Origin of the sequence: Planococcus maritimus (genome assembly GCF_001592825.1) — a bacterium.
GTDB lineage: Bacteria > Bacillota > Bacilli > Bacillales_A > Planococcaceae > Planococcus > Planococcus maritimus_C.
In genome coordinates this window covers 18177-40719 of record NZ_LTZG01000052.1, presented here as the reverse complement: position 1 = coordinate 40719, position 22543 = coordinate 18177, and the positions used below count along the sequence as shown (strand labels likewise).

Genomic DNA, 22543 nt, shown 5'->3' with positions numbered 1-22543 from the left:
GGGGTCGGGGTATGATTTTTAATTATTTTTAATAAGCAAGGCGTTTACGCGTTAACAATACGAGCAAGACGGCCGGGAAAGATGATGCGGCCATCCCGAGAAACGCATAGCCCGGAGCGATCTCGTATAGATAGCCGCCGGCAAACGTCAGCAATGCGACACTTAAGCTCATGCCAAGGGCGGCATACATGCCCTGTGCCGATGGGATATTGACCGGATCGAGCTTTTGGAAGATATAGCGGATAAAGGCGAAATGAGCAACACCGAAAGACACGGCGTGAAGGGTCTGTGTCAAAATGAACACCCAGACCGATGGGAACAGGAAAATCAAAATCCAGCGCAAGGTCGAGCCAATGCCTGCAAGCAAGAACATGGAAGATACCGACCATTTTTCGAATAGCGTATCGGCTTTGACGAAAAAGACGATTTCGAAAATCACCGCTACGTTTAAAATCAAGCCGATATAAAAACTGTTGACGCCGATGTCCTGAAGATAGATAAAGCCGTAATTATAATACGCCGCATGCGCTCCTTGCAGCAGGATGGATACGAGGAGTATGGTTAAAAACCCTTTGGATTTCAGCAGTTCTGCCGTAGCACTTGGCCCTTTCTTTGTTCTCGGTGCGGGCTTTGACTGCAGTGGAACCGGAGACACGAGCGATTGCGTAGTCGCCATCAACAGCAAGCCCGCAAGCATGATCCATAAAATCGCCTGCTCTTGCCACATTGCGGTAGCAGCTCCGACAATCAATAAGGCGATTGTGTAGCCAAGCGAACCGTACGAACGGCTTTTGCCGTAATGAATGCGATCGGTCTGCATCAAGACAGTCGCGCCGCTTTCCATCGCCGGCAATAGGTTCGGGTAGATAAAGCTGAAGGCGAAGGTGATGATGAACAAAAGCGTATAAGAATTGGCTGGGATGTAGATTGCCATGACGATAAACGAAGCAATGGCGAGAAGTTGCATCAAACGACCGAGCGAAAAAAGCCGGGTCAGAAGCGGGAAGAAGAACAAAGTCGACAGCGAGCGCGCGACCATGCCGGTCCCCATGATGACGCTGGCAGCTGAAACGCTCAGCTCTTTTTCATTCGTCAGCCAGCCGGTCCAATAAGGCAAAAAGACGCCCCATGTAAAGAAAAACGCGAAAAAATTCAGTGAAAGCCATTTTTGATTGTGCATAAGTAAATCTCCACTCTTTTCCAGAAGTCTGATTAAAGTATACCGAAATATTTTCGCCCCAGGGGAATTTCCGGTAAGAAAATGATAGAATGGAAAAGGAATTGACAGGAAAGTTGGCCAGCCCATGAAACCCACAAAAAAGAAAACCGAATTCGATAAGAAATTTTATATAAAATGGATGGTGATCGCTATGACAGCAATCTGGGCAGCCATTGCCGCAGTTTGGCTTTCGATGCACAATTGGGATACAGAAGAAAGCATGCAAGCATTGGCGCGAGCCTTTACGGAACAACCGGCAGAAACCGAGCAAGAAGCCCCGGCAGAGGAGGAAGCGCCAGTGAAAGACGAACAACCGGCACCAGAAGAAACCGAACAGCCTGAGACACAACCAGAGGAACCGAAAGAAGAGGCTCCTGAAGCGACACCGAAAGACGCAACCGTTTATCCGGATATCGATCAATTGCCAGCAGAACCAACGATCGTCAAAGGCATCTTGCTAGCGAATAAACAGCACCCGCTACCGGAAACCTATGCTCCAGGAGAAAACGCGGAGGCTCGTGCTGCATTTGACTCCATGGCACAAGCCGCCGCAAAAGACGGGCTGCAATTGACCGCCTTCAGCACGTACCGCGCATTCGACCGCCAGAAGCAATTGTACGAAGGCTATGTCGCAAAAGACGGACAGGCAGCAGCTGACCGTTATAGCGCGCGCCCTGGGTTTTCTGAACACCAGACAGGCCTCGCTTTTGACATCGGCGAAGCTGGACAAGAACAGCACTGGGCATCGGCGTCGTTCGGCGACACGGCAGGCGGCAAATGGGTAAAAGAAAACGCCCATAATTATGGCTTTATCCTGCGCTATCCAGAAGGAAAAGAGCAGATCACCGGATATATGCACGAATCGTGGCATTTCCGCTATGTTGGGAAAGAAGCGGCGACGGCGATTTATAAGCAGAACATCACCTTGGAAGAGTATTTGGGAATCTAAGTAGCAAATAAATAGGACCGGCCGTTTTCCTGAAAAGGGGAGCGGCCGGTTTTTGTTTGGATATTATTTGTGAGGAAGTGTCACTGTTAATTGGTTTCATCCGCTAGTGTCGACGCTTAGCTGGACTTGATAGTGAGATGAATCAGCTGTGATTATTTCGTCTGGTAGTAACCGCCTCCCGCTTGGGGCTGGCCTTTCGCCATAAGCCAAGAAGAACACTTGTCTTATGGCCACGGCTCGCCCGTGTACGCGGTTCGGCTTTTCGATTTCATTGGAGGTGGTGTGCGAAGAAGATTCACATTTTATTGGTTTCATCCGCTAGTGTCGACGCTTAGCTGGACTTGATAGTGAGATGAATCAGCTGTGATTATTTCGTCTGGTAGTAACCGCCTCCCGCTTGGGGCTGGCCTTTCGCCATGAGCCAAGAAGAACACTTGTCTTATGGCTACGGCTCGGCCGTGTGCGCGGTTCGGCTGTTAGATTTCATTGTACGTTAGGTGCGAGAAAGTGTCGCTGTTGATTGGAAGCATCCGCTGGTGGAGACGCTTAGCTAGTCTTGATAGTTATAAAATTACTATGGGCATTCAATTTGGACTTACGAAGCTGACCCGAATTATTCAAACTAAGTTCAGTACCGGAAATATTTCATTTTTTCTTTAAAACTAGAGATGAAGCGGAAGGGAGGCGACGCCTGGGGGACCGCGCGGGACTGGCGAAACCTATGCGGCTTGCCGCAAGGGTTCGACGCCCGCCCCCCGGCAAGCGTCCTCCCTGGAGCGTAATCTCCACCTTCATACATTTCCACTATCTTTTTCTGATGCTAAGACTCCATCACAACTACAACTCACAAAACGAAAAAGACGCCCTTCCATATGGAAAGGGCGTTCATTGGTTTAATTACAGAATCGGCGCCAACAATCGGGCGATGGATTCCTTCGATTTGATCAAGCGGGTTCTCGCCATATACATTTCATAAGTCAGCTCCGAGGACAACTCGGTATCCTGCCTAAACATATCGGCAAGTTCCATCGATACTTTCTCGTCGTAAATAAAGGCATTCACTTCGAAATTCAGCTTAAAGCTGCGGACATCGATATTCGCTGTCCCGACCGTGGATGCTTCGTCGTCGATGACGATCATTTTTGTATGAAGAAAACCATTGTCGTAAATGAATACCCGCGCACCCGCCCGCAGCATCTGCCCGGCATAGGAATAGGTCGCCCAGTAGACAAATGGATGATCCGGCTTGTTCGGAATCATGATGCGCACATCGATGCCGGATAAGGCAGCGATGCGGAGGGCGTCATAGAAGCTCGCATCCGGAATGAAATAAGGCGTCTGGATGTAAATGTATTCACGTGCCAAGTGAATCAGCTTTAAATAGCCATCTTTAATTTGTTCCCATTCCTCATCGGGCCCGCTGGAGACAATTTGCATCGAAGTCGATCCTGCTTCGGGTTGCGGCGGAAAATAAGCTTCATCGTATTCGATATCGTGCCGCGAAGATGCTTGGTTCCAGTCAAGGATAAACCGGGTCTGCAGCGGGTACAAGGCATTGCCTTCTAGGCGGAGATGCGTATCGCGCCAATAGCCGAAGCGGCGGTTGAGCCCAAGGTATTCCTCTCCGACATTAAAGCCGCCGATATAGCCTACTTTGCCATCGATCACGACGATTTTCCGGTGATTGCGGTAGTTCAGCCGGGGATTGATGATCGGCATCATGGAAGGGAAGAAGGTTTCCACTTCGCCGCCCGCTGCGGAGAACTCCTTGAAATGGCGCTTGCTCAAACTGCGAGAGCCCATATCATCGTACAGCAAGCGCACTTTTACGCCTTGTTTCGCTTTGGCGAGCAAGGCGTTCATGATGCGATTGCCGAGCTGGTCCAACCGAAAAATATAGTATTGGATGTGGATATGGTCCTGTGCCTGTTCGATATCCCGAATGAGGGCATCGAATTTTTCCCGGCCGTCGTTGAAAATTTTCACCTGATTGTTTTGGGTCAGTAAAGCGCCATTATTGCGCAGGTGCAGGTAAATCAAATTGCTGTAATCTTTCGTGCTGACGTCTTGAAACGGAAAAGTCCCGTCGTGGATTTCGTTCATTTGGTGGGCAATCAGGCTTTCAATCCCGATCCGTTTCCGGCCTTCCTCCCATTTAAAAAGCTTTTTTTGACGCAGCTTGCGCCCAAGTAAGAGGTAGATAAAGAAGCCGGCAATCGGGATAAAGAACAGCACCAATAACCATGCCCACGTAGAAGAAGCATCCCGGCGTTCCAAAAACACCAGTGCCGCTGCCAAGAAAATATTGAGGATGAAGATTGCAGCGGTCAATACACTGATAATGGTGACGGTCATGGCCATTCTCCTTTGGGGATAGTTGTTTAATGCTTCTAGTATAGACTAGTTGTGTAAGCGAAAGAAAGGAAGAGCTGGGTGGATAAAAATTACTTATTTTGTTATTAATAGAAATTAAATTCTATATCATTTTAAACACTACAAAAAACTGCACTCTGCGGAATAGAGTGCAGTTTTATTTAACTGAGGCGTTCTTCTTCTTTTAATTGTTCAACGATGCCTTCGACTTCCTGACGGCTCATTTTTTCCTTGCCGGATTTGAGCGCTTTTAAGGTGCTATGGGCCAGTGCGAGCGGCACTTTGCAGAACATGAGGATGCGTTTGTTTTTAATGGATTTTACGTAATGATCTGCTTGCGACAGGTTCTCGCGTGCATAGCTGAACATATCATCGCGTGTCCAGCCGTCTGGAACGAATGTCACGCCGCGTTCGTAGTCTTCGTCGTAATTGCGCAGCATATTGACAGCCTGCAAACCGCGGCCAAAACCGATGGCAAGTTCTGTATCGGTTTCGGTGCCATCATGCCATCTCCACAGGTCGGAGAGCATGACGCCGACAAGTCCGGCAACATAATAAGTGTAGTCATCAAGATCTTCACGCGTATGAATGACCCAGTCTTTTTCAACCCATTTGGCCATTCCGCCTGCCATAATGGCTGTTGATTCGAGCACTTTTCCGCGGATTTCGGGTGGGCAGACTTCGACCCAATCCGGCAAACGCATTGTTACGGACGGCAAATAATCCGAGTAAGGGGCGACAAGTGCAGCATATTCTGTTTCATCAATCCCTGTTTCAAGCATATGTTGGATGGAGCGCAGAAGAGACGCTTTCACTTCAGCAGGAAGCTCGGGATGGTCTTCGATTTCATCGATTGCGCGCATGCACAAATAGGCGGAGCCGACGGTTTTCTTCAGGACAGGATCCAAAAAGCTGATCGGAATGAAAAAGGTCCGGCTCGTTTGTTTCAGCATCGCGAGTGATTCTTTTTGGAGATTGGCGACTTTGCTCATCTTCAGTCCTCCTTTACGTAAAATTTTAACGTGCTTATGTATGGGCTTGGCCCACCTGATTCGTAAAATGTCTTCCCTCTAAATATAAACGAAATGGCTGAAAAAACAAATGATTACCTATAGGGCAAAAAGAAAACCCTTTGGAAGAAACGAGTTCTCCAAAGGGTTCAGTCTGCATGGAAATGGTTCCATGCTTCGTAAATTCCACCGGCACAATGGCGGTTCGCACGGAAAATGAGCGGATGCTCTTCGTGGTTCTTGAGTTCTGGCTGGGCGTTTCCGACAATGACGGAAGGAAAGCCGAGTGTCAACATTTCCAAATCATTTCCGGAATCGCCAGCAACCAATAGTTTCGCATCGGAAATGCCGTGGCGTTCAAGCAAATAGCTGAGCGCCTGGCCTTTTCCGCTTGCAGGGGGAAGGATATCCAAATCCTTGCCGCCGCTGAAGATCAATTTATGCGGGACTGATTGGGCTTCGAGCAGGGTACGGAATTGCTCGACCGCTTGGGCATCGGTAACGTGATAGGAGCGGCGGCTGTTCACAGGAAGTTCTTGTGGCGTCAGCCCATCGATGGACTGCGCCAGCTTTTCGACGTGCTGGGGTTTCCATTCTTCCATCAGGCGTGCTTCCCATTTTTCGTCTTTCTGGAAGTCGCCCCCTGTATAGATTTCAGTGCCGACATCCGTAACAAGCGCGTGTGGAATCGGAAGCCCTTCATCTGCGATCAGCTGGCGCGCAGAAGCAAGATGGCGGCCGGTGATGTAGATCAAGCCGACTTCGTAAGGCTGCTGTTCATAAAAATCCAGCAATTCCTGGAGCCCGGCTCTATCACCGACTAAGGTTCCGTCCAGGTCGGTCGCCAGCAAGTGCGTTGCTCCGTTCACGGATCATCACCTCATACAATGTATTTATTTTTTTCGAAATGCTTTCCCAATTGAAATCTTTGCGGGCGATGCGCACCGCTTGGCGGCTCAGGCGCTCCACCAGCAACGAGTTGACGGATAGCACTTCCATGGCAATCGCCAGGTCGATTTCGTTCTGTGCTTTAACGAGCAAGCCGCTGACGCCATCTTCCACGACATTCTTCAAACCGCCGACTTTCGAGGCGATGACAGGACTGCCGCAAGCTTGTGCTTCGGCTGCGACCATGCCGAACGATTCGTAGAAACTTGGAACGATGGTAGCGGTAGCTGAGTTGAACAGCAAGGCCAATTGCTCCTGGTCTTTAGGCCCGACAAAGCGGACATGCTGTTCGATGCCTTTCACTGCTTGGCGCAGTTCCGGGTCTTTCGGCAAGCCTGTTTTCGAATCGATCGCATCGGGTTCGCCGCCGGCAATCACTAGTTCAGGCGTATAGCGGTCTCGGCTTTTTTCCGCAAGAAGCTTGAAGGCTTTCAATAAAGTGAAAATGCCTTTGGTCGCTTCGAGACGGCCTGCAAAGACGAAGAGAGGGTCTTCGTAGCCGAATTTTTTTCGGATGTGATGACGGCTGCCGCGGACGCGGAACGCCTCGTCGACTCCGATGGGGATTACTGAGATGGGAGAAGCAGCAGGGACGTTTTCTTTGATCACTTGCTTTTCTGTATTGGTTGTCGCCAGGATGTGGTCGCTATGGGCGAGTACGGTTTCTTCCGCTTTTTCGCGGCGGGCATCATGGGTGCCGGTTGCTTCTTCTTTAGCCCAGCCGAGTGAATGAGAAGTATGGATGTAAGGCAAGCCGAATTCTTCTTTGAGTTTCTTGCCGATCAATCCTGACAGCCAATAATGGGTATGGACGATATCATAAGTTGAAAGCGGCAATAAGCGCTTCATTTCTTCATAAAAAGCCGGAAGCATGGAGTACATTTCATTTTTCGAAACGAATCCTTTAACGCCTGCTTCGACACGGATCACTCGGCAGTGTTCGCCGAAATGTTCAATTTGTGGGGCATTTTCATCGCACCAATGGGTAACGACATCAACTTGCCACCCTCTATTTTCAAGAGCGAGTGCCAGTTGCTTGACGTAATTGTTTTGGCCGCCTGCTTGTTTCCCGCCGAGCTTTGCCAAAGGATCGCCATGGTCTGATACAAAAAGCACTTGTTTAGTCATTGTCGTTCATCTCCGTTCATTAGTTCCTCCCCCACAAAAGGCGGGAGTGCATATTATCTATACCCATATTTAGGGAATGATAAACAGGGTTTCTGAAAAGTTCCAAAACTTTTCTTCATTAAAAAAAGAGCGCCTGTCAAAGCGCTCTTTCAACCGGTCATTTCGTATGGACAAATTTTCCGTGGGCTGGAACGGCGACATCCGGAAACTGATTCGCCAGTTCGACAAGGCCTTTAGCCAAGGCGGAACCTTTCATCGGTTTGCCGTGGCCGGTAGCGGCGTAAGACGGTTTCAGATCTGCAAGTTTCGACACTGATTCCCAGGCAACACGCCAATTGGTCGTTAAATACACCGGTGGGCCGTGGACTTCTTTTTTCTGGCGCATCACTTTATAAAGGGAATCCTGCTTGACTGTGACAAATGCATCTCCCGCGATCAGTACGCGGCCAGCGTCCTTAAAGAACGAGACATGGCCTTTTGTATGGCCAGGGGTATGGAGCCAGCGCCAATTCGGTAAGTTCGGAATGCTGCCATCTGGGGGAAGTTCAACCAGGTGTTCGGAAATATCGATTGCTTTGACGGGGAAAGTCTTGGAGATTTTCGCGACCATCCCGCCTTCTACGCTGGAATCAGGCTCTGGGTAATCTTCGCTTCCATTCAAGTAAGGAATTTCGTTTGGATGTGCATAGACTGGGACGGGATGCTTTTCAAGGATGTCGATAAGTGCGCCAACATGGTCGAAGTGTCCGTGCGTCAGCAAGATTGCCTGCAATTGTTGATCGGGGCCGAAACGTTTTTCTGCTTCCTTTAAAATCTTTTCCGCGGAATGTGGCATGCCAGCATCCACCAACACCCATTGCGGGCTGGTGGCGGGGTTGCCGATTAAGAAGACATTGGAAATTTTCGTCGTGTAGCAATACGCATCCGGAGCAATTTCGATGCCCGAACCGCTGCGTATCGATGTGATTGGCAAGGGAGCTTCGGTTTCAGTGCTACGTTCCATAACGATTGATTCCTCCTTCAAATTCATCCATTAGATTTTCTTCATATGATTGCTTTACCCGAAATGTAAATTTCAAATCCAGCTCAGCCGGATTTGAGTCTCCTGACACAATTCGATAGAATGGACAAAAGATTGTCAAGGAAGCAAGGTGCAGAAAAATGAAGTCTATCGTCATCATCGGCTCTGGCATTGTCGGGGCGAGTGCAGCATACTACGCAGCAAAAGCAGGGAATAGCGTCACATTGATTGACCGGGCGGACCGTGGCCAGGCAACCGGCGCGGCAGCAGGGATTGTCTGCCCGTGGATCTCCCAACGGCGCAACCAGGCCTGGTACCGTCTCGCGTCAAATGGCGCTGCTTATTACCCGGTTCTTATTAAAGAACTCGAAGCACTCGGGGAGAAAGAGACCGGCTATAAGCAAGTGGGCATCGTCAGCATCCACGAAGAATCGAAACTCGACAAGATGGAACAAAAAGCGCGCGAACGCCAAGCAGGCTCGCCGGAAATGGGTGAACTTGAACGGCTGACCCCGGAACAAACAAAAGCTCGATTCCCGTATGCCGGCGATCGCTACGGCTCTTTGTATGTCAGCGGGGCGGCACGTGTGGACGGCAGTGCGATACGCGATGCGCTCATTCGTTCCGCCAAGCGATTAGGAACGCGTTTCATCACAGGTGACGCCAAGCTACTTATAGAAGAAGGGCAGGCGACAGGCGTGGAAGTGAACGGGGAAGAGATGCAGGCAGACCGGATCATTTCTGCCGGTGGAGCGTGGGCAGCGGAGTTATTCAAACCGCTCGGGCTCCATTTGAAGGTCGTTCCACAAAAAGCGCAGATCCTGCATTTGCAAGATGACGCTGTGGAAACGGGCGACTGGCCGGTGGCGATGGTGCCATTCGGGCAATACATTGTCCCGTTTGAAGACGGGCGCATTGTTGCCGGTGCGACGCATGAGAACAATGTTGGATTCGATGACAAACTAACCGCAGGCGGCATCTTTCACATCTTGGAGAAAACCTTGGACGTCGCGCCAGGGCTTGCCGCAGCTGAATTCACGCGAGCAGCCACAGGGTTCCGCCCGGCCACACTGAGCGCCTTGCCATTTATCGGCCAAGTGCCAGGGCAAACGCAGCTGTTCGCAGCCAACGCACTCGGTGCATCAGGGCTTACAGCGGGACCGTATCTCGGCATGCAGCTCGCGAAACTTGCTATTGGCGAAACCCTGGATCTCGACGTCAGCTTATATGATATTGAAGAAGCTTTCAAAGAACTTAAATAAGAAAAGGCAGGAGACTCGGGTCTCCTGCCTTTTCTATATTCTAGAATCAAAGCCTTGTCTCAGTAGTTGAAGAAGCGGTTGCCCATGAATGTTTTTGCTTAATAATGCAGGGCATTACTTCGCAAAGATAAGCTCTCACGTAGTTCAAGCTTATCTTTCCCGTCGTTTTTTCCGTGGACGCTAATGATCAGCCTGCCTTGTCAAAAATTTTCCGGTACGTCTCCAGGATGAATTGCTTATACGGAAGGTCCGGCATCGGCTCAATCAGCTCTTTTGCCTTTTGCGCGTAGACTTTTGCTTGTTCGTGATCACCTAGTTGTTCATAGATTAAGGCCATATAAGCTTCTTTTTCATAATGCATCGATAAGTCGTATGGGTGCGGCATAAAAGGGTTCATGCGATGTTGTTTAAAGTAATCCAGTGCTTCAGCATAGTGCTTCATTCCATACAATGCTTTTCCTTTTTCCAAATAGTAATAATCGTCCATCCCCATTTGCTTACGGTTTTCTTCAAGCAATTGATCTGCTTTTTCATATTCATGAGTGAAAGAATTGAAATAATGGATTTCGATTGCGTTGGCATAAGCGGTGATATCTTCGTCCTCTGAAAATTCGGCGAACAGCCGGAGTTTACCGATGTAATAGTTTTTGAGTTCCAAATCTCCTGCAAGCAAAGCTTCAAATCCTGCCAGGCGATACAGCGCATTAATTTGGTAGAAAATCTGATGTTCCTTGGAATACGTGATTGCCTCTTCCATCAGCCGGCGAGCATTTACTTTATCTCCAGTAGCGGAATACAGAATCGATTCGTAATAATCAAAGTCGAGTTTTTTTAACGGATCTAGCACACCAGCTTGCTCTTCAAACATCTTGCGAGATGCTTGCAAAGTCTCCAGTGCCTCCTCATACCTGCGCTCACTCAATTTCATCAGCGCACGGAACATATGAAGGTCAGCGACAGAATTGATCAAATGCAGCTGTTCGTAAATCGCTTCCGCACGACCAAATGCCGGCTTCCAATCGAAACGTTTCGTGTGATAGCAGCAGCGGCTGTAAATCTCGAGAAGCCGCGCAGATTCGTAGCGAAACGGCAACTTGTCTACGTAAGGATGGATGCGTTCTACGATTTTCTCATATTCTGCTATCATTTTGTCTCCTGTACCGGCGATATTGCGATGTTTTTCCTCGATTTCATCAAGCAACGATCGAAGCTCCGCGGTCGGCATCTCCTGAAGCAATTCAGTTCGATCAATCCCAAGCCGCTCCGCAATGTAAGAAAGGCTCTCCATTGATGGATTCGCTTTATTGTTCTCAATCAAACTGAGCATGCCTTTCGACAACTCATCACCGGCAAGCGCCTGCAAAGTCAGGCCTTGTTTTTTTCGTATTTGTTTAATGCGTGCACCCAAAGTTGCCATAAACTCACCTGCTTTTTTTTATAATGTACCATCTTGGTGCTGTTCTTTAGCGCATTTTGTTTCTATTGTAAATGAAGTGAGAAGATTAATGTCGCTCTCCTGTAAAATAGCAATTACCATTAGTTTAATTATATTAAACTTTCTCTTGCAATGCGAATAAAAGCATGATATATTTTGTTTAATTAAATTAAACTTTTTTAAAAAGGGAGCGAGTAACATGAACGAAGCGGGTAAAATCAAACAGGCAACGTATCATCTGTACACATTCACCATCAGTAAATTGATTTCCACATTTGGCAGTTCGGTTTACGCATTTGGTATCAGCCTCTACGTCCTGGCTTTGACCGGTTCTGCCGCCAGTTTCGCCGTCAATTTGATTTGCAGCATTCTGCCCCGGACTTTGCTAGCCCCATTTGCCGGGTATATCGCGGATAATTATCCAAAAAAAGCCGTAGTGCTCTTATCTCAAGCGGCGAGCGTCGTTTCTGTTGGTGGGCTCTTGCTTTACAGTTGGTCAAATGGGCTGTCACTTGCGGCAATCTACACCGCGACTGCGTTGATTTCTGTCAGTTCCATGTTTACGAGCGTCGCCTTTTCTTCTTCCATCGCTAATTTGATCGATCCTGACCGTATCCAAAAAGCGATGGGCTATAACCAATCGGCACTCGCTATCGCAACGATCGGCGGGCCGGTCGTCGGCGGCATGCTGTTCGGCTTCGTCTCGATGAACGTCTTCCTGATGATTCAAGTGATTGCCTATGCACTTGCCGCAATGCTAGAAGCGACGATGAATTTCCGGCTCTATACGAAACGCATTGAAGCAGAAGAGGCAAAAGACAAGCCAGGTGTCTGGCAAGGCATGAAAGAAGGAGCCGCTTATTTGCGTAAAAATCGCGTCATCACTGTGATTGTTACAACGGCTGTCGGCTTGAATTTCTTCTTTTCCGCTTTGATGATCGGCTTGCCATTCATCGCCGTCCAACAATTAAACGTGCAAGCGACGCATTTCGGCTTTATTGAAGCGATGATTGCGCTCGGCATGCTGCTGGCATCGATTTATTTCTCGGTGCGCAAGGAAGTCAGGTTCCCGCTGCAATTTTCCAAACGCGCTATTATCGTCATGTCGCTATTGCTCGCAGCGGTGTCGCTGCCGCTTGTCGCCGGCTTGTCCTATTGGGGGAATGTCATCTATCTGCTCGTCTTGATGCTCGGGTTTGGCATTTCGAACGTCTTCGTCAATACGCCAATCGGGGTCATGATGCAAAAAGACGTCGACGAAGAATACCGCGGGCGCGTCTTTGGCATCTTGGAATCGATGGCAATGGCGATGATGCCGCTCGGGTACTTATTGTTCGGCCTGCTTTACGATTTGGTGCCGGCACAGTATGTATTATGGGCTTGCAGCCTATGCTTGTTGGTCTTGACCGCTTACAGCATGCGTGCTTCCATCATTCGCGAAGCTTACCCGGAACTTGCAAAAAAATCGCTCCATAAAGCTTTATCCTGAATCGAAACCAGCTGCCCGGATGGAATGGGGCAGCTGGTTTTTTGCCTATCGCCGGTTCCATGTTTTAGGAGAACGCGGAAGGGGAAAACGAAACACACAGGAAACCCGAGAAAGGTGGAGGTACTTGATGGCAGATAAAGTGGAAAAAGTGCCGGCGCAGCATCAGGAGCGCCAGCCTGGATTTGAGAACAAAATGGAACCGCATCCGGATTTTCAGGGGAATCTGGCAGGGGCTTCGCATCGGTTGCCTGGCAAAACCGCGCTTATCACTGGAGGCGATAGCGGAATCGGCCGAGCCATCGCCATCGCTTTTGCAAAAGAAGGAGCAGATGTAGCGATTTCCTATTTAGATGAACATGAAGATGCTGAGGAAACAAAACAGCTCGTCGAAAAAGAAGGGCGCAATTGCCTGCTCATCGCTGGAGATATCGGTGATGAAGCATTTTGCCAGCAAGCCATCTCCAAAGTGATAGAGGCATTCGGAAAACTCGATGTGCTGGTCAACAATGCCGCAGAGCAGCATGTGCAAAAATCGCTTCGGGACATTACGGCCGAGCAGCTGGAGAAAACTTTCCGGACGAATGTCTTCAGCATGTTCCATCTAACAAAAGCTGCCCTCGATCATTTGAAGCCAGGCGCATCGATCATCAACACAACGTCGATCACCGCTTTCCGCGGCGAGCCAAGCCTCATTGATTATTCGTCTACAAAAGGGGCTATCCTGGCATTCACTCGTGCCTTATCCGGATCGCTCGCTAAAGAAGGCATCCGGGTCAACGGTGTGGCACCGGGACCGATTTGGACTCCGCTCATTCCGGCTTCCTTCCCCGAAGAAGATGTCGAGGGCTTTGGAAGTAACACGCCGCTTGGTCGGCCAGGACAGCCCGATGAACTAGCTCCAGGTTATGTGTATTTAGCTTCAGACGATTCATCCTACGTCACAGGCCAAGTACTCCATATAAACGGAGGCACGCCATATTAAAGGTTTTCAAGCATCCAATCAGTCTAACTGATTGGATGCCTTTTTTATCCATAAAAAAAATAATTAACAGGAAAGAGGGGTGCGTGACATGTCCAAGCCGATATCAACGCCGTTGAAAAAACCGATTGGGGCATTGGTCGTATTGAATTTAGTAGATGGGATTTTGACCTATTGGGGACTGCTTACAGGAGCGATTGAAGAAGCGAATCCTTTGCTTAGCGGATTGTCGCCGCTTGCGGTCTTTACGGTTAAACTTTTGTTATCGGTTTGCCTTGCCGCGTTTCTATTTACCTCACTTGTGCGACTCGAATCCAGGCTCTGGCGTTATTTTCTTTTAGTGGCCAATATCGTTTATGGCGGCATATTGCTGCTTCATGTGATTTGGATTTCTCTTTATTATCTATAGAAAAATCCCCGAACAGCTGCACTGTCCGGGGATTTTCTATGCCGGCGTCTGCTCGGCTTGTGTTTTCGTGTAGCGTAAAGATTTTTTGGAAACTCTGAAAAGGATAATCAAGACAATGCTCAATATGGCGAGGGTACCGGAAAGATAATAGATGGCGCCAGATTGCATCGTGAGTAGCCAAGTGAAAAACAGCGGGCCGATAATGCGCCCGAGATTGTCCATCGAGTAGGTCATGCCGGCAGCGGTCCCGTACTTGCCGCCCGCTTCTTTTGAAGTGAGCGAAACGAGCACGGTGCGCGCGAGGGCGTTTCCGGCAGTGAAGATGCTTAGCGCAACGCCGGCAAATACCAGGCTGGTCGTAAACGGCAATAGCACCAGGCCGAGAGCCGTGACAATCTGTGCCCCGATGATCCATTTCGTCTCCGTCCCATTTTTCACGCGCCGGACAACGCCGCCTTGGATCGCAGCATCGACAAAGCCTGATGCCATGAACAAGTAACCGAGCTGTAGTGGAGTGATCTCAATTTGGTCGATTTGGAACAATTGGAATGTCGACTCCAAACCTGCAAGCAGGAAGGTCACCATGAAGGAGAACAGGAACAAATAACGGATGCGGTAATGCCAAAGTGTACTGGCGCCTTTTGGCAACAGCTTGCGTTTGACTGCTTCGCCTTTGCGGACCGGTTCTTTCAAGACGATGCTTGCATAGATCATCAACAGCAGCACGAGGACAGCTGATGCGGTAAATGGCAAGGACAGAGAGACCGCACCGAGCAAGCCGCCGATCGCCGGACCGAAGATAAAGCCGAGGCCGATGGACATACCGAGGAGGCCCATGTATTTATTGCGTTCTTCGTCTGTCGTGATATCTGCCACATAGCCTGTGACGGCTGTATAAAGCGCCCCTGAGAACAAGCCACCGATGACGCGCGACATATACAATAAAGCGAGATTATCGAGAAACAAAGAGAACAGGAAAAAACTGAGCGCAAAGCCGGCAAGCCCGACCAAAATCAGTTTCTTGCGGCCGGTGCGGTCGGACAATCTGCCCCATAGCGGCGCGGTAAAAAAGGAGGAAAGGGCGTATATCGTGATCAATCCCCCGACATGGATGTCCGCATAGCCTTGCTGGACGATTACTTCAGGGAGGATCGGGATGATCAAGCCGAAGCCAAGATAGACGAAAAATTGGACGGACATGAGCAATAAAATGGTTTTCTTCATAAAGGAATTCCTGCTTTCTAGAAAGACTGGTGTGTTCATTTTACTCTTGTTTGCCGCTTAGAACAACGGCAGTCGGAAAAAGATGAAAACGAAAAAAAGCTCCTGGCAGCCTGATGGAAGCCGGGAGCTTTCGAGATCGTTTACTTATTCAATTTTACGCGTTGCAAACGCAAGGCGTTCATGACAACGGAAACGGAACTGAAAGCCATCGCCGCACCCGCTAGCCACGGTGCAAGAAATCCGGCTGCCGCAATCGGGATGCCGACCGAATTGTAGGCGAGTGCCCAGAATAAGTTTTGCTTAATATTGCGGACGGTGAGGCGGCTCATGCGGACAGCATCTGCGACACGCATCAGATCGCCTTGCATCAAGGTAATGTCGGCTGCTTCCATGGCGATTGCCGTGCCGGTGCCCATGGCCATACCGATGTCGGCGGTCGCAAGCGCAGGGGCATCGTTCAAACCATCTCCTGCCATTGCGACTTTGCGTCCCTGTTCTTGAAGTTTTGCGACATGTCCTGCTTTTTCTGCCGGCAATACGCCCGCTACAACTTCATCGATCCCAATTTGCCGGGCAATGGCGTCTGCGGTGCGCTGCTGATCGCCCGTTAGCATAACAACATGCAGTCCCATGTGTTTCATTTCTTCGACAGCGGCTTTTGCGGAATCTTTGATTGTATCTGCGACGGCAATCAGACCCGCATAGTTCCCATCGATGGCAATGAACATGGCGGTCTTGCCGTCTTGCTCCAAGTGTTCGGCCGCGTGCTCATCGATAGTCAAGCCTTCGAGTAAGCGGCGGTTCCCGACCCAGATCTCCTGGCCATCGACATGGGCTTTGATGCCTTGTCCCGGGACGGCTTCAAATCTGTCAACTGCAAGTCCGCTGTCCCCGAAGTCCGCAATCGCTTGGGCGACGGGATGTTCGGATTCATGTTCGGCGCTAGCAACGAGCCGTTTCACCCGGTGTTCGTCGAAACCTGACGCTAGGATAAAGTCGGTGACGACCGGTTTGCCATTTGTGATGGTGCCGGTTTTATCGAGCACAATCGTGTCGATATGCTTGGTCGTCTCCAGTGATTCCGCCGTCTTGAACAAGACCCCTTGTTCAGCGGCGCGCCCGGAACCGGCCATAATTGAGGTCGGAGTCGCAAGCCCGAGCGCACAAGGGCAGGCGATGACGAGAACGGCGATCGTGCTGGTCAGCGCCGCACTGAAATCGCCAGGAGCGACCAGGAAGTACCAGATCAAGAAAGTCACGGCTGCGATTCCAACGACAATCGGCACGAAGATGCCTGAAATTTGGTCTGCTAAACGCTGGATTGGCGCTTTTGATCCTTGTGCTTGTTCAACGACGCGGATGATATTCGATAACACCGTGTCATTGCCAATCTTATCGGCGCGCACTTTCAATGAACCATTGGCATTAACAGTCGCGGCATACACCGCATCGCCTGGTGTTTTATCGACCGGCAAGCTTTCACCGGTCAGCATTGATTCATCGACGGCGGAGCTGCCAGAGATCACTGCTGCATCGACCGGGATGGAAGCACCGGGTTTGATCAACAGCACATCGCCTTCTTTGACGTCTCCAATCGGAACACTGACGAATTCTTCGCCACGTTCAACGAGTGCGTGCTGCGGCTGCAGTTTCATCAGTTTTTTGATGGCATCGGACGAGCGGCCTTTCGCGCGAGCTTCAAATACTTTCCCGAGCACGATTAAGGTGATCAAGACAGCGCTCGTTTCGAAATACAAGCCCATACTGTGGCCCATCTCTAAGTTAGCGAGGACAAGGTAAACACTGTAGAAATAGGCGGCCGATGTACCGAGTGCGACCAACACGTCCATATTGGCGCTTTTGTTTTTCAATGCGAAGTAGGCACCTTTGTAGAACGTCGCGCCAATCCAGAACTGCACCGGTGTTGCGAGCGCCCATTGCATGAATGGGTTCATCAGGAATTCAGGAACGTACATCCAAGAGGTGAACGTGAAGTGACTGAACATCGTCCACAGGAGCGGCAGTGAGAAAGCGGCAGATATCCAGAACAGGCGGGTTTTCTTTTTGATTTCCTGCTCTTTGTAATCGGTCGCTTCCTGTTGGTCCTGCTCGAGTACGGCGTCATAGCCGAGCGATTGGATTTTTTGGACAAACGCTTCAGGGGTTAAGGTTCCTGCGTTATAGACCACATGACCGCTTTCAAGTGCCAAATTGATTGTCGCAGTGTCGACGCCTTCCATTCGGTTCAGCGCCTTTTCGATTCGTGCAGAGCAGTTTGCGCAAGTCATTCCTTGGATCGAAAAATCCACTTCTTCTTGCTGGATACCGTAGCCGAGCTGTTCGACTTTTTGATGCAGGTCGCTTAGTTTGGATTGCTCGTCGTCAAAGTGGACCGATGCTTTTTCGGTTGCGAAATTGACAGTTGCTTGTGACACGCCAGGAAGTTTCTGCAAACCTTTTTCAACTCGGTTGGCACACGCTGCACAAGTCATGCCAGTTATAGGTAGCTCTGTTTGTTTAGTTGCCATACGGGATTTCGCCTCCATACCTTATAGGGGTATATAGTTTTGAAAAAAATAACTGCGTTTCCGCAGTTATTCGCTTAATGCCGCTACATCATAGCCTTGATCTTCAATAGCAGAGGCAATTTGCGCCACATCAACGTTCGAGTTGTCGTACGTGACATCCACTGCGCCTTGCTCAAGTGACACATCGACTTTTTCAACACCGGACAATGCACCGACGCTGTCTTCTACCGCTTTAACACAATGCTGGCAGCTCATGCCGCTCACTTGCAATTGTACTTGCTCTTTCATGAATAATTCCTCCTTGGTAAAAGGTAAGCAATTCGCTTCCTTTATCTATTATTTTCTCATTAGCTTTTGAAATGTGACAAGAAGTTCGTCCAGGATCTCTTCATCTCCTGAAGCGAGGCGATCTTTGACGCAGCCCTTTAAATGGCCGTCGAGAAGCACTTTCGTCACGCTGTTCAAGGCAGACTGAGTAGCTGCTAATTGCGTGATGATGTCATCACAATAAACGTCCCGGTCCACCATGCCTTTGATGCCGCGCACTTGCCCTTCGATGCGGTTCAGCCGGTTCGTCAAATCCCGTTTGACCGAAGCGGAGTGATGGCTCTTTCGGCAAGCATCAACAGATGGCGTTTCTTCAATTAATTCACTCATTCAAAACCCCTCCAATTTTCGGTTAGCGATCCACTCGCCGGCTTTAATCTAATCAACTAGTAAACAGTTTTGATTACACCTCGAGTATACCTGAAGGGGGTATGTGATTCAAGAAATTAACTCAAAGTTTGCATTTGTCATCAAATTGATACGTTTGAAACTCTGAAATGATGGTATTATATACGTAGATAAAGAAAAGTCAACTATTTCGAATAGAATCACTACATCAGCGAGATCCGCACACGTCCAATTAGCAACAACTACTCTCAAAGAGGTGATCATGGATGATTAAAAATGGAGAGATCCGCAACATTGTATCGAATCTGGCAAAACTTGGCGTCCAAGCGACGATTACGAAATCCCGTGTGGAGCTAAGCAAAACCTTGGCCTTGCCGCAGCCGCCCCAAGCATCATCCCATTCTTCATAAAAAACTCCGACGCCCATTGCGCCGGAGTTTTTTTATTGAGCATATTAATTTTGACGTGAACGGTCAAACATATAGTTTTTGTGATGGAACCGCATGCTGAAGACGACGCCGAGCGCGAGCATATTGCCGATCAACGAGCTGCCTCCGTAGCTGATGAAAGGCAGTGGAATCCCGGTGATCGGCAGCAATTGAATCGTCATGCCGATATTTTGGAAGACGTGGAACGTAATCATCGCAATGATGCCTGCGCAAACATAGGTACTGAAGGTATCTTTGAATTGCAAAGTGATCTTCGTCAAGTGATAAATGAGCATGAAGAACAATATAATGACGGCACTAGCCCCGATAAAGCCGAAGTCTTCCGAAATGACCGTGAAGATGAAATCGGTATGGTTCTCCGGCACATAAACTTGGCGACCTTGATAGCCTTTTCCAAACACTTCCCCAGAGCCGATCGCATTCAAGGCGGCAATTAGGTTATAGCCGCCTGACTCTGCATAGGAGTAGGGGTCGAGCCAAGTGTAGATCCGCTCAAACATATACGGCTTCAAGCCGATCTTCCCAAGCAAGTCCTGCATATTGAGCGTCATCCATAATAACGTGGCTCCAATGAGCGCGACGCCGCCAAAGCTTGGCAAAATGATTTTCCATGAAATTCCCGAGACGATAACGATGGCCAATGTGATGGCGATGAATACGAGAGCCGTTCCAAGGTCCGGTTGCAGCAGGATAAAGCCGAGTGGCAAGCCGAGCATAAAGCCAATTTTCCCGAGCAGCAGCAAATCGGTTTTGAGGGTCCTCAGCAAATGACGCTCATGATGCGCAGAAATCATTTTCGCCAGCGCTAGGATATAGAAGGTTTTCATGAACTCGGCTGGCTGGATGTTAACGAATGGCGTGTGGAACCAAGCTTTGGCCCCGTTGATCGGCTGTGCGATCTGGCCCTGTCCATCCGGTGCGATCATCAAGGCAAGTAATAGCACTAAGCCTGCACCATAAAGGTAATAGGCCATTTTTTTGTACTGATCGGTATCAAAATACATCAACACCGCAATCATCCCAGCTGACACAATGTAAAACAGCGCCTGGCGCGGAACAAAATTGGTTAAATACTGCCCCGAAGTCTGGGCAGAAGAAATCGCGACCAAACTGACGATGAAAAACAGAAATAATATAAAAGTGAGCGACCAATCAAAGCGATCGGAAAAGCTCTTGTTAGTTTGCATATCAATTCACCCATACTTTTCTTAATCTATAACGCCCATCATTATACAGCATACGCGAAACTAATGCGCATGCAAAAAGTAATGACGATTTGAAAACAGGAATGTTTCCTAACAGCCGTACAACCCGTATAATAAGAAAGGAAATGGAGTGGGGCACATGGAGAAAAAGCCGTTGAAGACGGATTTTTACATACAACATTTATATATCTATGTGAGCGAAGCGGATCGAATGGCGCTATTCAGCGGCTTTGGCTTTGAGCACTTCCTAGAAGCGGTCGATATGCCGGAAAACCTATTGCTGTTGAAGCACCCTTACGAGGAAGCATCATTTAATATGCACACCCACTTGGATTTTGCGACGAAAGAAGAATACGGCCAGTTAAAGCGGGCGCGATCCAATCGAAAAAGTGAATTCTGCTGGATCGATTTCCGCAGCGAAAAGCAATTGAACTCGTTGACGGCCCAGGAACAGGCAGAACTTCTTTATTTGGGCCATAAAAAAGAACCGGTAAAAAGCCCGTTTTTTACAAGCTTGCAAAACGAATATGCGTATCTAGCTGGCGAAGAAAAGGAATGGACAAAGATCTATTTCCGGCGTATGGAAAAACTTAACGCCCTAATCGCCAATCATTTTACGCAAATCATCCGCAAGGAAACGAGTGGCCAGCATTTTTTCCGCCGCAGAACGAAAGACTTGGTCCCACAGCTTCCGAAAGAACATTTTAATAAGCTGCGCCTGGAAATGGGGGAAGGGGTCTTGTTGTCTTTAGCAGATCCCGAGAAAACCAAAAACACGATCGAACTTCACGTCCGGACGGTCGGCGAAATTGATTTTATGGATGAATTTTGGGAAGACCTAGCGGAAACAATCCGCAAGCCGCTATCGGGACGAATTGTCTACGATCGAAAACTGAAAGCCTGGAAATGATACTCGGTAAGACGCGGGTATCATTTTTATTTGCCGAAGTTAAAAGGCTTCGTGACTGTTTATTTAAATAGGTCAGATGAAAGAGTGGGAGGCGTCCGCCTGGAGCGGATTTACCACTTTCTTTTATGCTATCTAATTTTACAACCTAACTTAATACAGTATGATTTTACAGCCGTTGGCAAAAAAATTTTTCGGCTGACAGCGTTCGTGATAAACTAAGCAATATGTAAAACGAAATGAGGGTCTCTAATGAAAAAACGAATTGGGCTTTTATACGGCGGCAAATCCGCTGAACATGAAGTGTCGTTGACAACAGCCAGCGCCTTCTCCAAAGCGCTTGATTTTAATAAATACGAAGTTTATCCAGTTTATATCACGCAAGAAGGCGAATGGCGAAAAGGCACACCTTTAACTGGAGCGGTTTCTTCTATAGAAGAACTGCAATTGCCGGGGAACGGCGAACGCCCGAATGATATTTCCGGTTTTCTTCCGACTGATGAGGAACCCGCGCTAGATGTCATCATTCCTTTGCTTCATGGGCCAAACGGGGAAGACGGAACCGTGCAAGGTTTGCTTGAAGTGATGAACTTGCCATACGTCGGCAACGGGGTTTTAGCTTCATCTGCGGGCATGGATAAAGTCGTGATGAAACAATTATTCGACCAGGCGGGCTTGAACCAAACCCCTTATGTTTATTTCCTGCGCCGTGACTGGAAAAATAACCAAGGACAGTGGCTAGACAAAGTCGAGCAAGAGCTCACATGGCCAGTATTCGTTAAACCGGCAAACCTGGGTTCTAGTGTCGGCATTAGCAAAGCGGAATCGCGCGCCGAACTAATTGTTGCTGTGGACGAGGCGCTCAAATTCGACCGCAAAATCGTCATCGAACAAGGCGTTGTCGGACGTGAAATCGAAGTCGGCGTCCTCGGCAATGACGCACCGGAATGCTCGGTAGCCGGCGAGATCAAACCCTTAAAAGCTTTCTACGATTACCAGGCAAAATACAAAGACGGCAATACGGCGATGATCATCCCGGCAGAACTGCCGGAAGCAGTCTACGCAGAACTCGTCGATTCAGCGAAAAAAGCATTCAAGATTCTCGATTGTACAGGACTTGTGCGCGCGGACTTTTTCGTGACAGAAAGCCACGAGATCATCATCAATGAAGTCAACACCTTGCCAGGATTTACACCGTTCAGCATGTTCCCGCTATTGTGGCAGCATACCGGCCTTGAGTATCCTGATTTGATCGAGAAACTGATTGAGCTCGCGATTGAACGTTACGAAGACAAACAATTATTACAATTTAAAATGGATTGAGTGGGGAGAA

At 48.9% G+C, this 22543-nt stretch carries 20 protein-coding genes; 8 read left to right on the top strand and 12 right to left on the bottom strand.

Annotation, left to right across the window (positions count from 1 at the left end; translation table 11 throughout):
• Nucleotides 1–28: 28 nt before the first annotated feature.
• Nucleotides 29–1180, bottom strand: a complete 1152-nt coding sequence (locus AY633_RS14960) for a 3-phenylpropionate MFS transporter (protein ID WP_068489010.1) — start codon at nucleotides 1178–1180, stop codon at nucleotides 29–31.
• A 124-nt stretch (nucleotides 1181–1304) separates the two neighbouring features.
• Here AY633_RS14960 and AY633_RS14955 point away from each other — a divergent pair, with 124 nt between their 5' ends.
• The gene (locus AY633_RS14955; protein WP_068489009.1) at nucleotides 1305–2168 is read left to right on the top strand and encodes a M15 family metallopeptidase; all 864 of its coding nucleotides are present in this window, start codon (nucleotides 1305–1307) and stop codon (nucleotides 2166–2168) included.
• Nucleotides 2169–3065: 897 nt separating this feature from the next.
• Here the strand turns inward: AY633_RS14955 and cls are convergent.
• The 5 genes from cls to AY633_RS14930 all read right to left on the bottom strand — a co-directional run bounded on the left by cls (nucleotide 3066) and on the right by AY633_RS14930 (nucleotide 8630).
• A complete protein-coding gene (gene cls, locus AY633_RS14950) occupies nucleotides 3066–4523 on the bottom strand; it encodes a cardiolipin synthase (protein ID WP_068489008.1) in 1458 nt (485 codons plus the stop codon).
• Nucleotides 4524–4702: 179 nt separating this feature from the next.
• On the bottom strand, nucleotides 4703–5533 hold the full coding sequence (locus AY633_RS14945; RefSeq protein WP_068489007.1) for a squalene/phytoene synthase family protein: 831 nt from the start codon (nucleotides 5531–5533) through the stop codon (nucleotides 4703–4705).
• Between the two features lie 167 nt (nucleotides 5534–5700).
• A complete protein-coding gene (locus tag AY633_RS14940) occupies nucleotides 5701–6420 on the bottom strand; it encodes an HAD-IIB family hydrolase (protein WP_253183203.1) in 720 nt (239 codons plus the stop codon).
• On the bottom strand, nucleotides 6365–7627 hold the full coding sequence (locus AY633_RS14935) for a glycosyltransferase (RefSeq protein ID WP_068489005.1): 1263 nt from the start codon (nucleotides 7625–7627) through the stop codon (nucleotides 6365–6367). The genes AY633_RS14940 and AY633_RS14935 overlap by 56 nt, the downstream gene beginning before the upstream one ends.
• Nucleotides 7628–7784: 157 nt before the next feature.
• On the bottom strand, nucleotides 7785–8630 hold the full coding sequence (locus tag AY633_RS14930; protein ID WP_141705941.1) for an MBL fold metallo-hydrolase: 846 nt from the start codon (nucleotides 8628–8630) through the stop codon (nucleotides 7785–7787).
• 158 nt (nucleotides 8631–8788) lie between these two features.
• On the opposite strand from AY633_RS14930, the gene AY633_RS14925 reads away from it, so the two are divergent.
• Nucleotides 8789–9910, top strand: coding sequence for an NAD(P)/FAD-dependent oxidoreductase (locus AY633_RS14925; protein WP_068489003.1), 1122 nt, complete (start codon nucleotides 8789–8791; stop codon nucleotides 9908–9910).
• A 187-nt stretch (nucleotides 9911–10097) separates the two neighbouring features.
• Here the strand turns inward: AY633_RS14925 and AY633_RS14920 are convergent, their stop codons facing one another.
• Complete coding sequence (locus tag AY633_RS14920; protein ID WP_068489002.1) at nucleotides 10098–11327, bottom strand: helix-turn-helix domain-containing protein; 1230 nt, start codon at nucleotides 11325–11327, stop codon at nucleotides 10098–10100.
• Nucleotides 11328–11544: 217 nt separating this feature from the next.
• On the opposite strand from AY633_RS14920, the gene AY633_RS14915 reads away from it, so the two are divergent.
• The 3 genes from AY633_RS14915 (at nucleotide 11545) to AY633_RS14905 (ending at nucleotide 14222) form a co-directional block, all read left to right on the top strand.
• Nucleotides 11545–12834: an MFS transporter gene (locus tag AY633_RS14915; protein WP_068489001.1), complete on the top strand. Its 1290-nt coding sequence runs from the start codon at nucleotides 11545–11547 to the stop codon at nucleotides 12832–12834.
• Between the two features lie 127 nt (nucleotides 12835–12961).
• The gene (locus AY633_RS14910) at nucleotides 12962–13816 is read left to right on the top strand and encodes an SDR family oxidoreductase (protein WP_068489000.1); all 855 of its coding nucleotides are present in this window, start codon (nucleotides 12962–12964) and stop codon (nucleotides 13814–13816) included.
• An 88-nt stretch (nucleotides 13817–13904) separates the two neighbouring features.
• A complete protein-coding gene (locus AY633_RS14905) occupies nucleotides 13905–14222 on the top strand; it encodes a DUF5658 family protein (protein ID WP_068488999.1) in 318 nt (105 codons plus the stop codon).
• A gap of 36 nt (nucleotides 14223–14258) precedes the next feature.
• Here the strand turns inward: AY633_RS14905 and AY633_RS14900 are convergent, their stop codons facing one another.
• From AY633_RS14900 to AY633_RS14885, 4 genes are all read right to left on the bottom strand, one after another.
• Nucleotides 14259–15446 carry an MFS transporter gene (locus AY633_RS14900; protein ID WP_068488998.1) on the bottom strand — a complete coding sequence of 396 codons (1188 nt, stop codon included), beginning with the start codon at nucleotides 15444–15446 and terminating at the stop codon, nucleotides 14259–14261.
• A 140-nt stretch (nucleotides 15447–15586) separates the two neighbouring features.
• Nucleotides 15587–17974: a heavy metal translocating P-type ATPase gene (locus AY633_RS14895; RefSeq protein ID WP_068488997.1), complete on the bottom strand. Its 2388-nt coding sequence runs from the start codon at nucleotides 17972–17974 to the stop codon at nucleotides 15587–15589.
• Nucleotides 17975–18040: 66 nt separating this feature from the next.
• The gene (gene copZ, locus AY633_RS14890) at nucleotides 18041–18262 is read right to left on the bottom strand and encodes a copper chaperone CopZ (protein ID WP_068488996.1); all 222 of its coding nucleotides are present in this window, start codon (nucleotides 18260–18262) and stop codon (nucleotides 18041–18043) included.
• Between the two features lie 48 nt (nucleotides 18263–18310).
• Complete coding sequence (locus AY633_RS14885; RefSeq protein ID WP_068488995.1) at nucleotides 18311–18631, bottom strand: metal-sensing transcriptional repressor; 321 nt, start codon at nucleotides 18629–18631, stop codon at nucleotides 18311–18313.
• A gap of 284 nt (nucleotides 18632–18915) precedes the next feature.
• Here AY633_RS14885 and AY633_RS16690 point away from each other — a divergent pair, with 284 nt between their 5' ends.
• Nucleotides 18916–19059, top strand: coding sequence for an Lmo0850 family protein (locus AY633_RS16690; protein WP_171900960.1), 144 nt, complete (start codon nucleotides 18916–18918; stop codon nucleotides 19057–19059).
• 44 nt (nucleotides 19060–19103) lie between these two features.
• Here AY633_RS16690 and AY633_RS14880 read toward each other — a convergent pair whose 3' ends face one another.
• Nucleotides 19104–20285 carry an FtsW/RodA/SpoVE family cell cycle protein gene (locus tag AY633_RS14880; protein ID WP_068488994.1) on the bottom strand — a complete coding sequence of 394 codons (1182 nt, stop codon included), beginning with the start codon at nucleotides 20283–20285 and terminating at the stop codon, nucleotides 19104–19106.
• A 157-nt stretch (nucleotides 20286–20442) separates the two neighbouring features.
• Here AY633_RS14880 and AY633_RS14875 point away from each other — a divergent pair, with 157 nt between their 5' ends.
• Both AY633_RS14875 and AY633_RS14870 read left to right on the top strand, forming a co-directional pair.
• Complete coding sequence (locus AY633_RS14875; RefSeq protein WP_068488993.1) at nucleotides 20443–21213, top strand: hypothetical protein; 771 nt, start codon at nucleotides 20443–20445, stop codon at nucleotides 21211–21213.
• Nucleotides 21214–21462: 249 nt separating this feature from the next.
• The gene (locus tag AY633_RS14870; protein WP_068488992.1) at nucleotides 21463–22533 is read left to right on the top strand and encodes a D-alanine--D-alanine ligase; all 1071 of its coding nucleotides are present in this window, start codon (nucleotides 21463–21465) and stop codon (nucleotides 22531–22533) included.
• The last annotated feature ends 10 nt before the right edge of the window (nucleotides 22534–22543 follow it).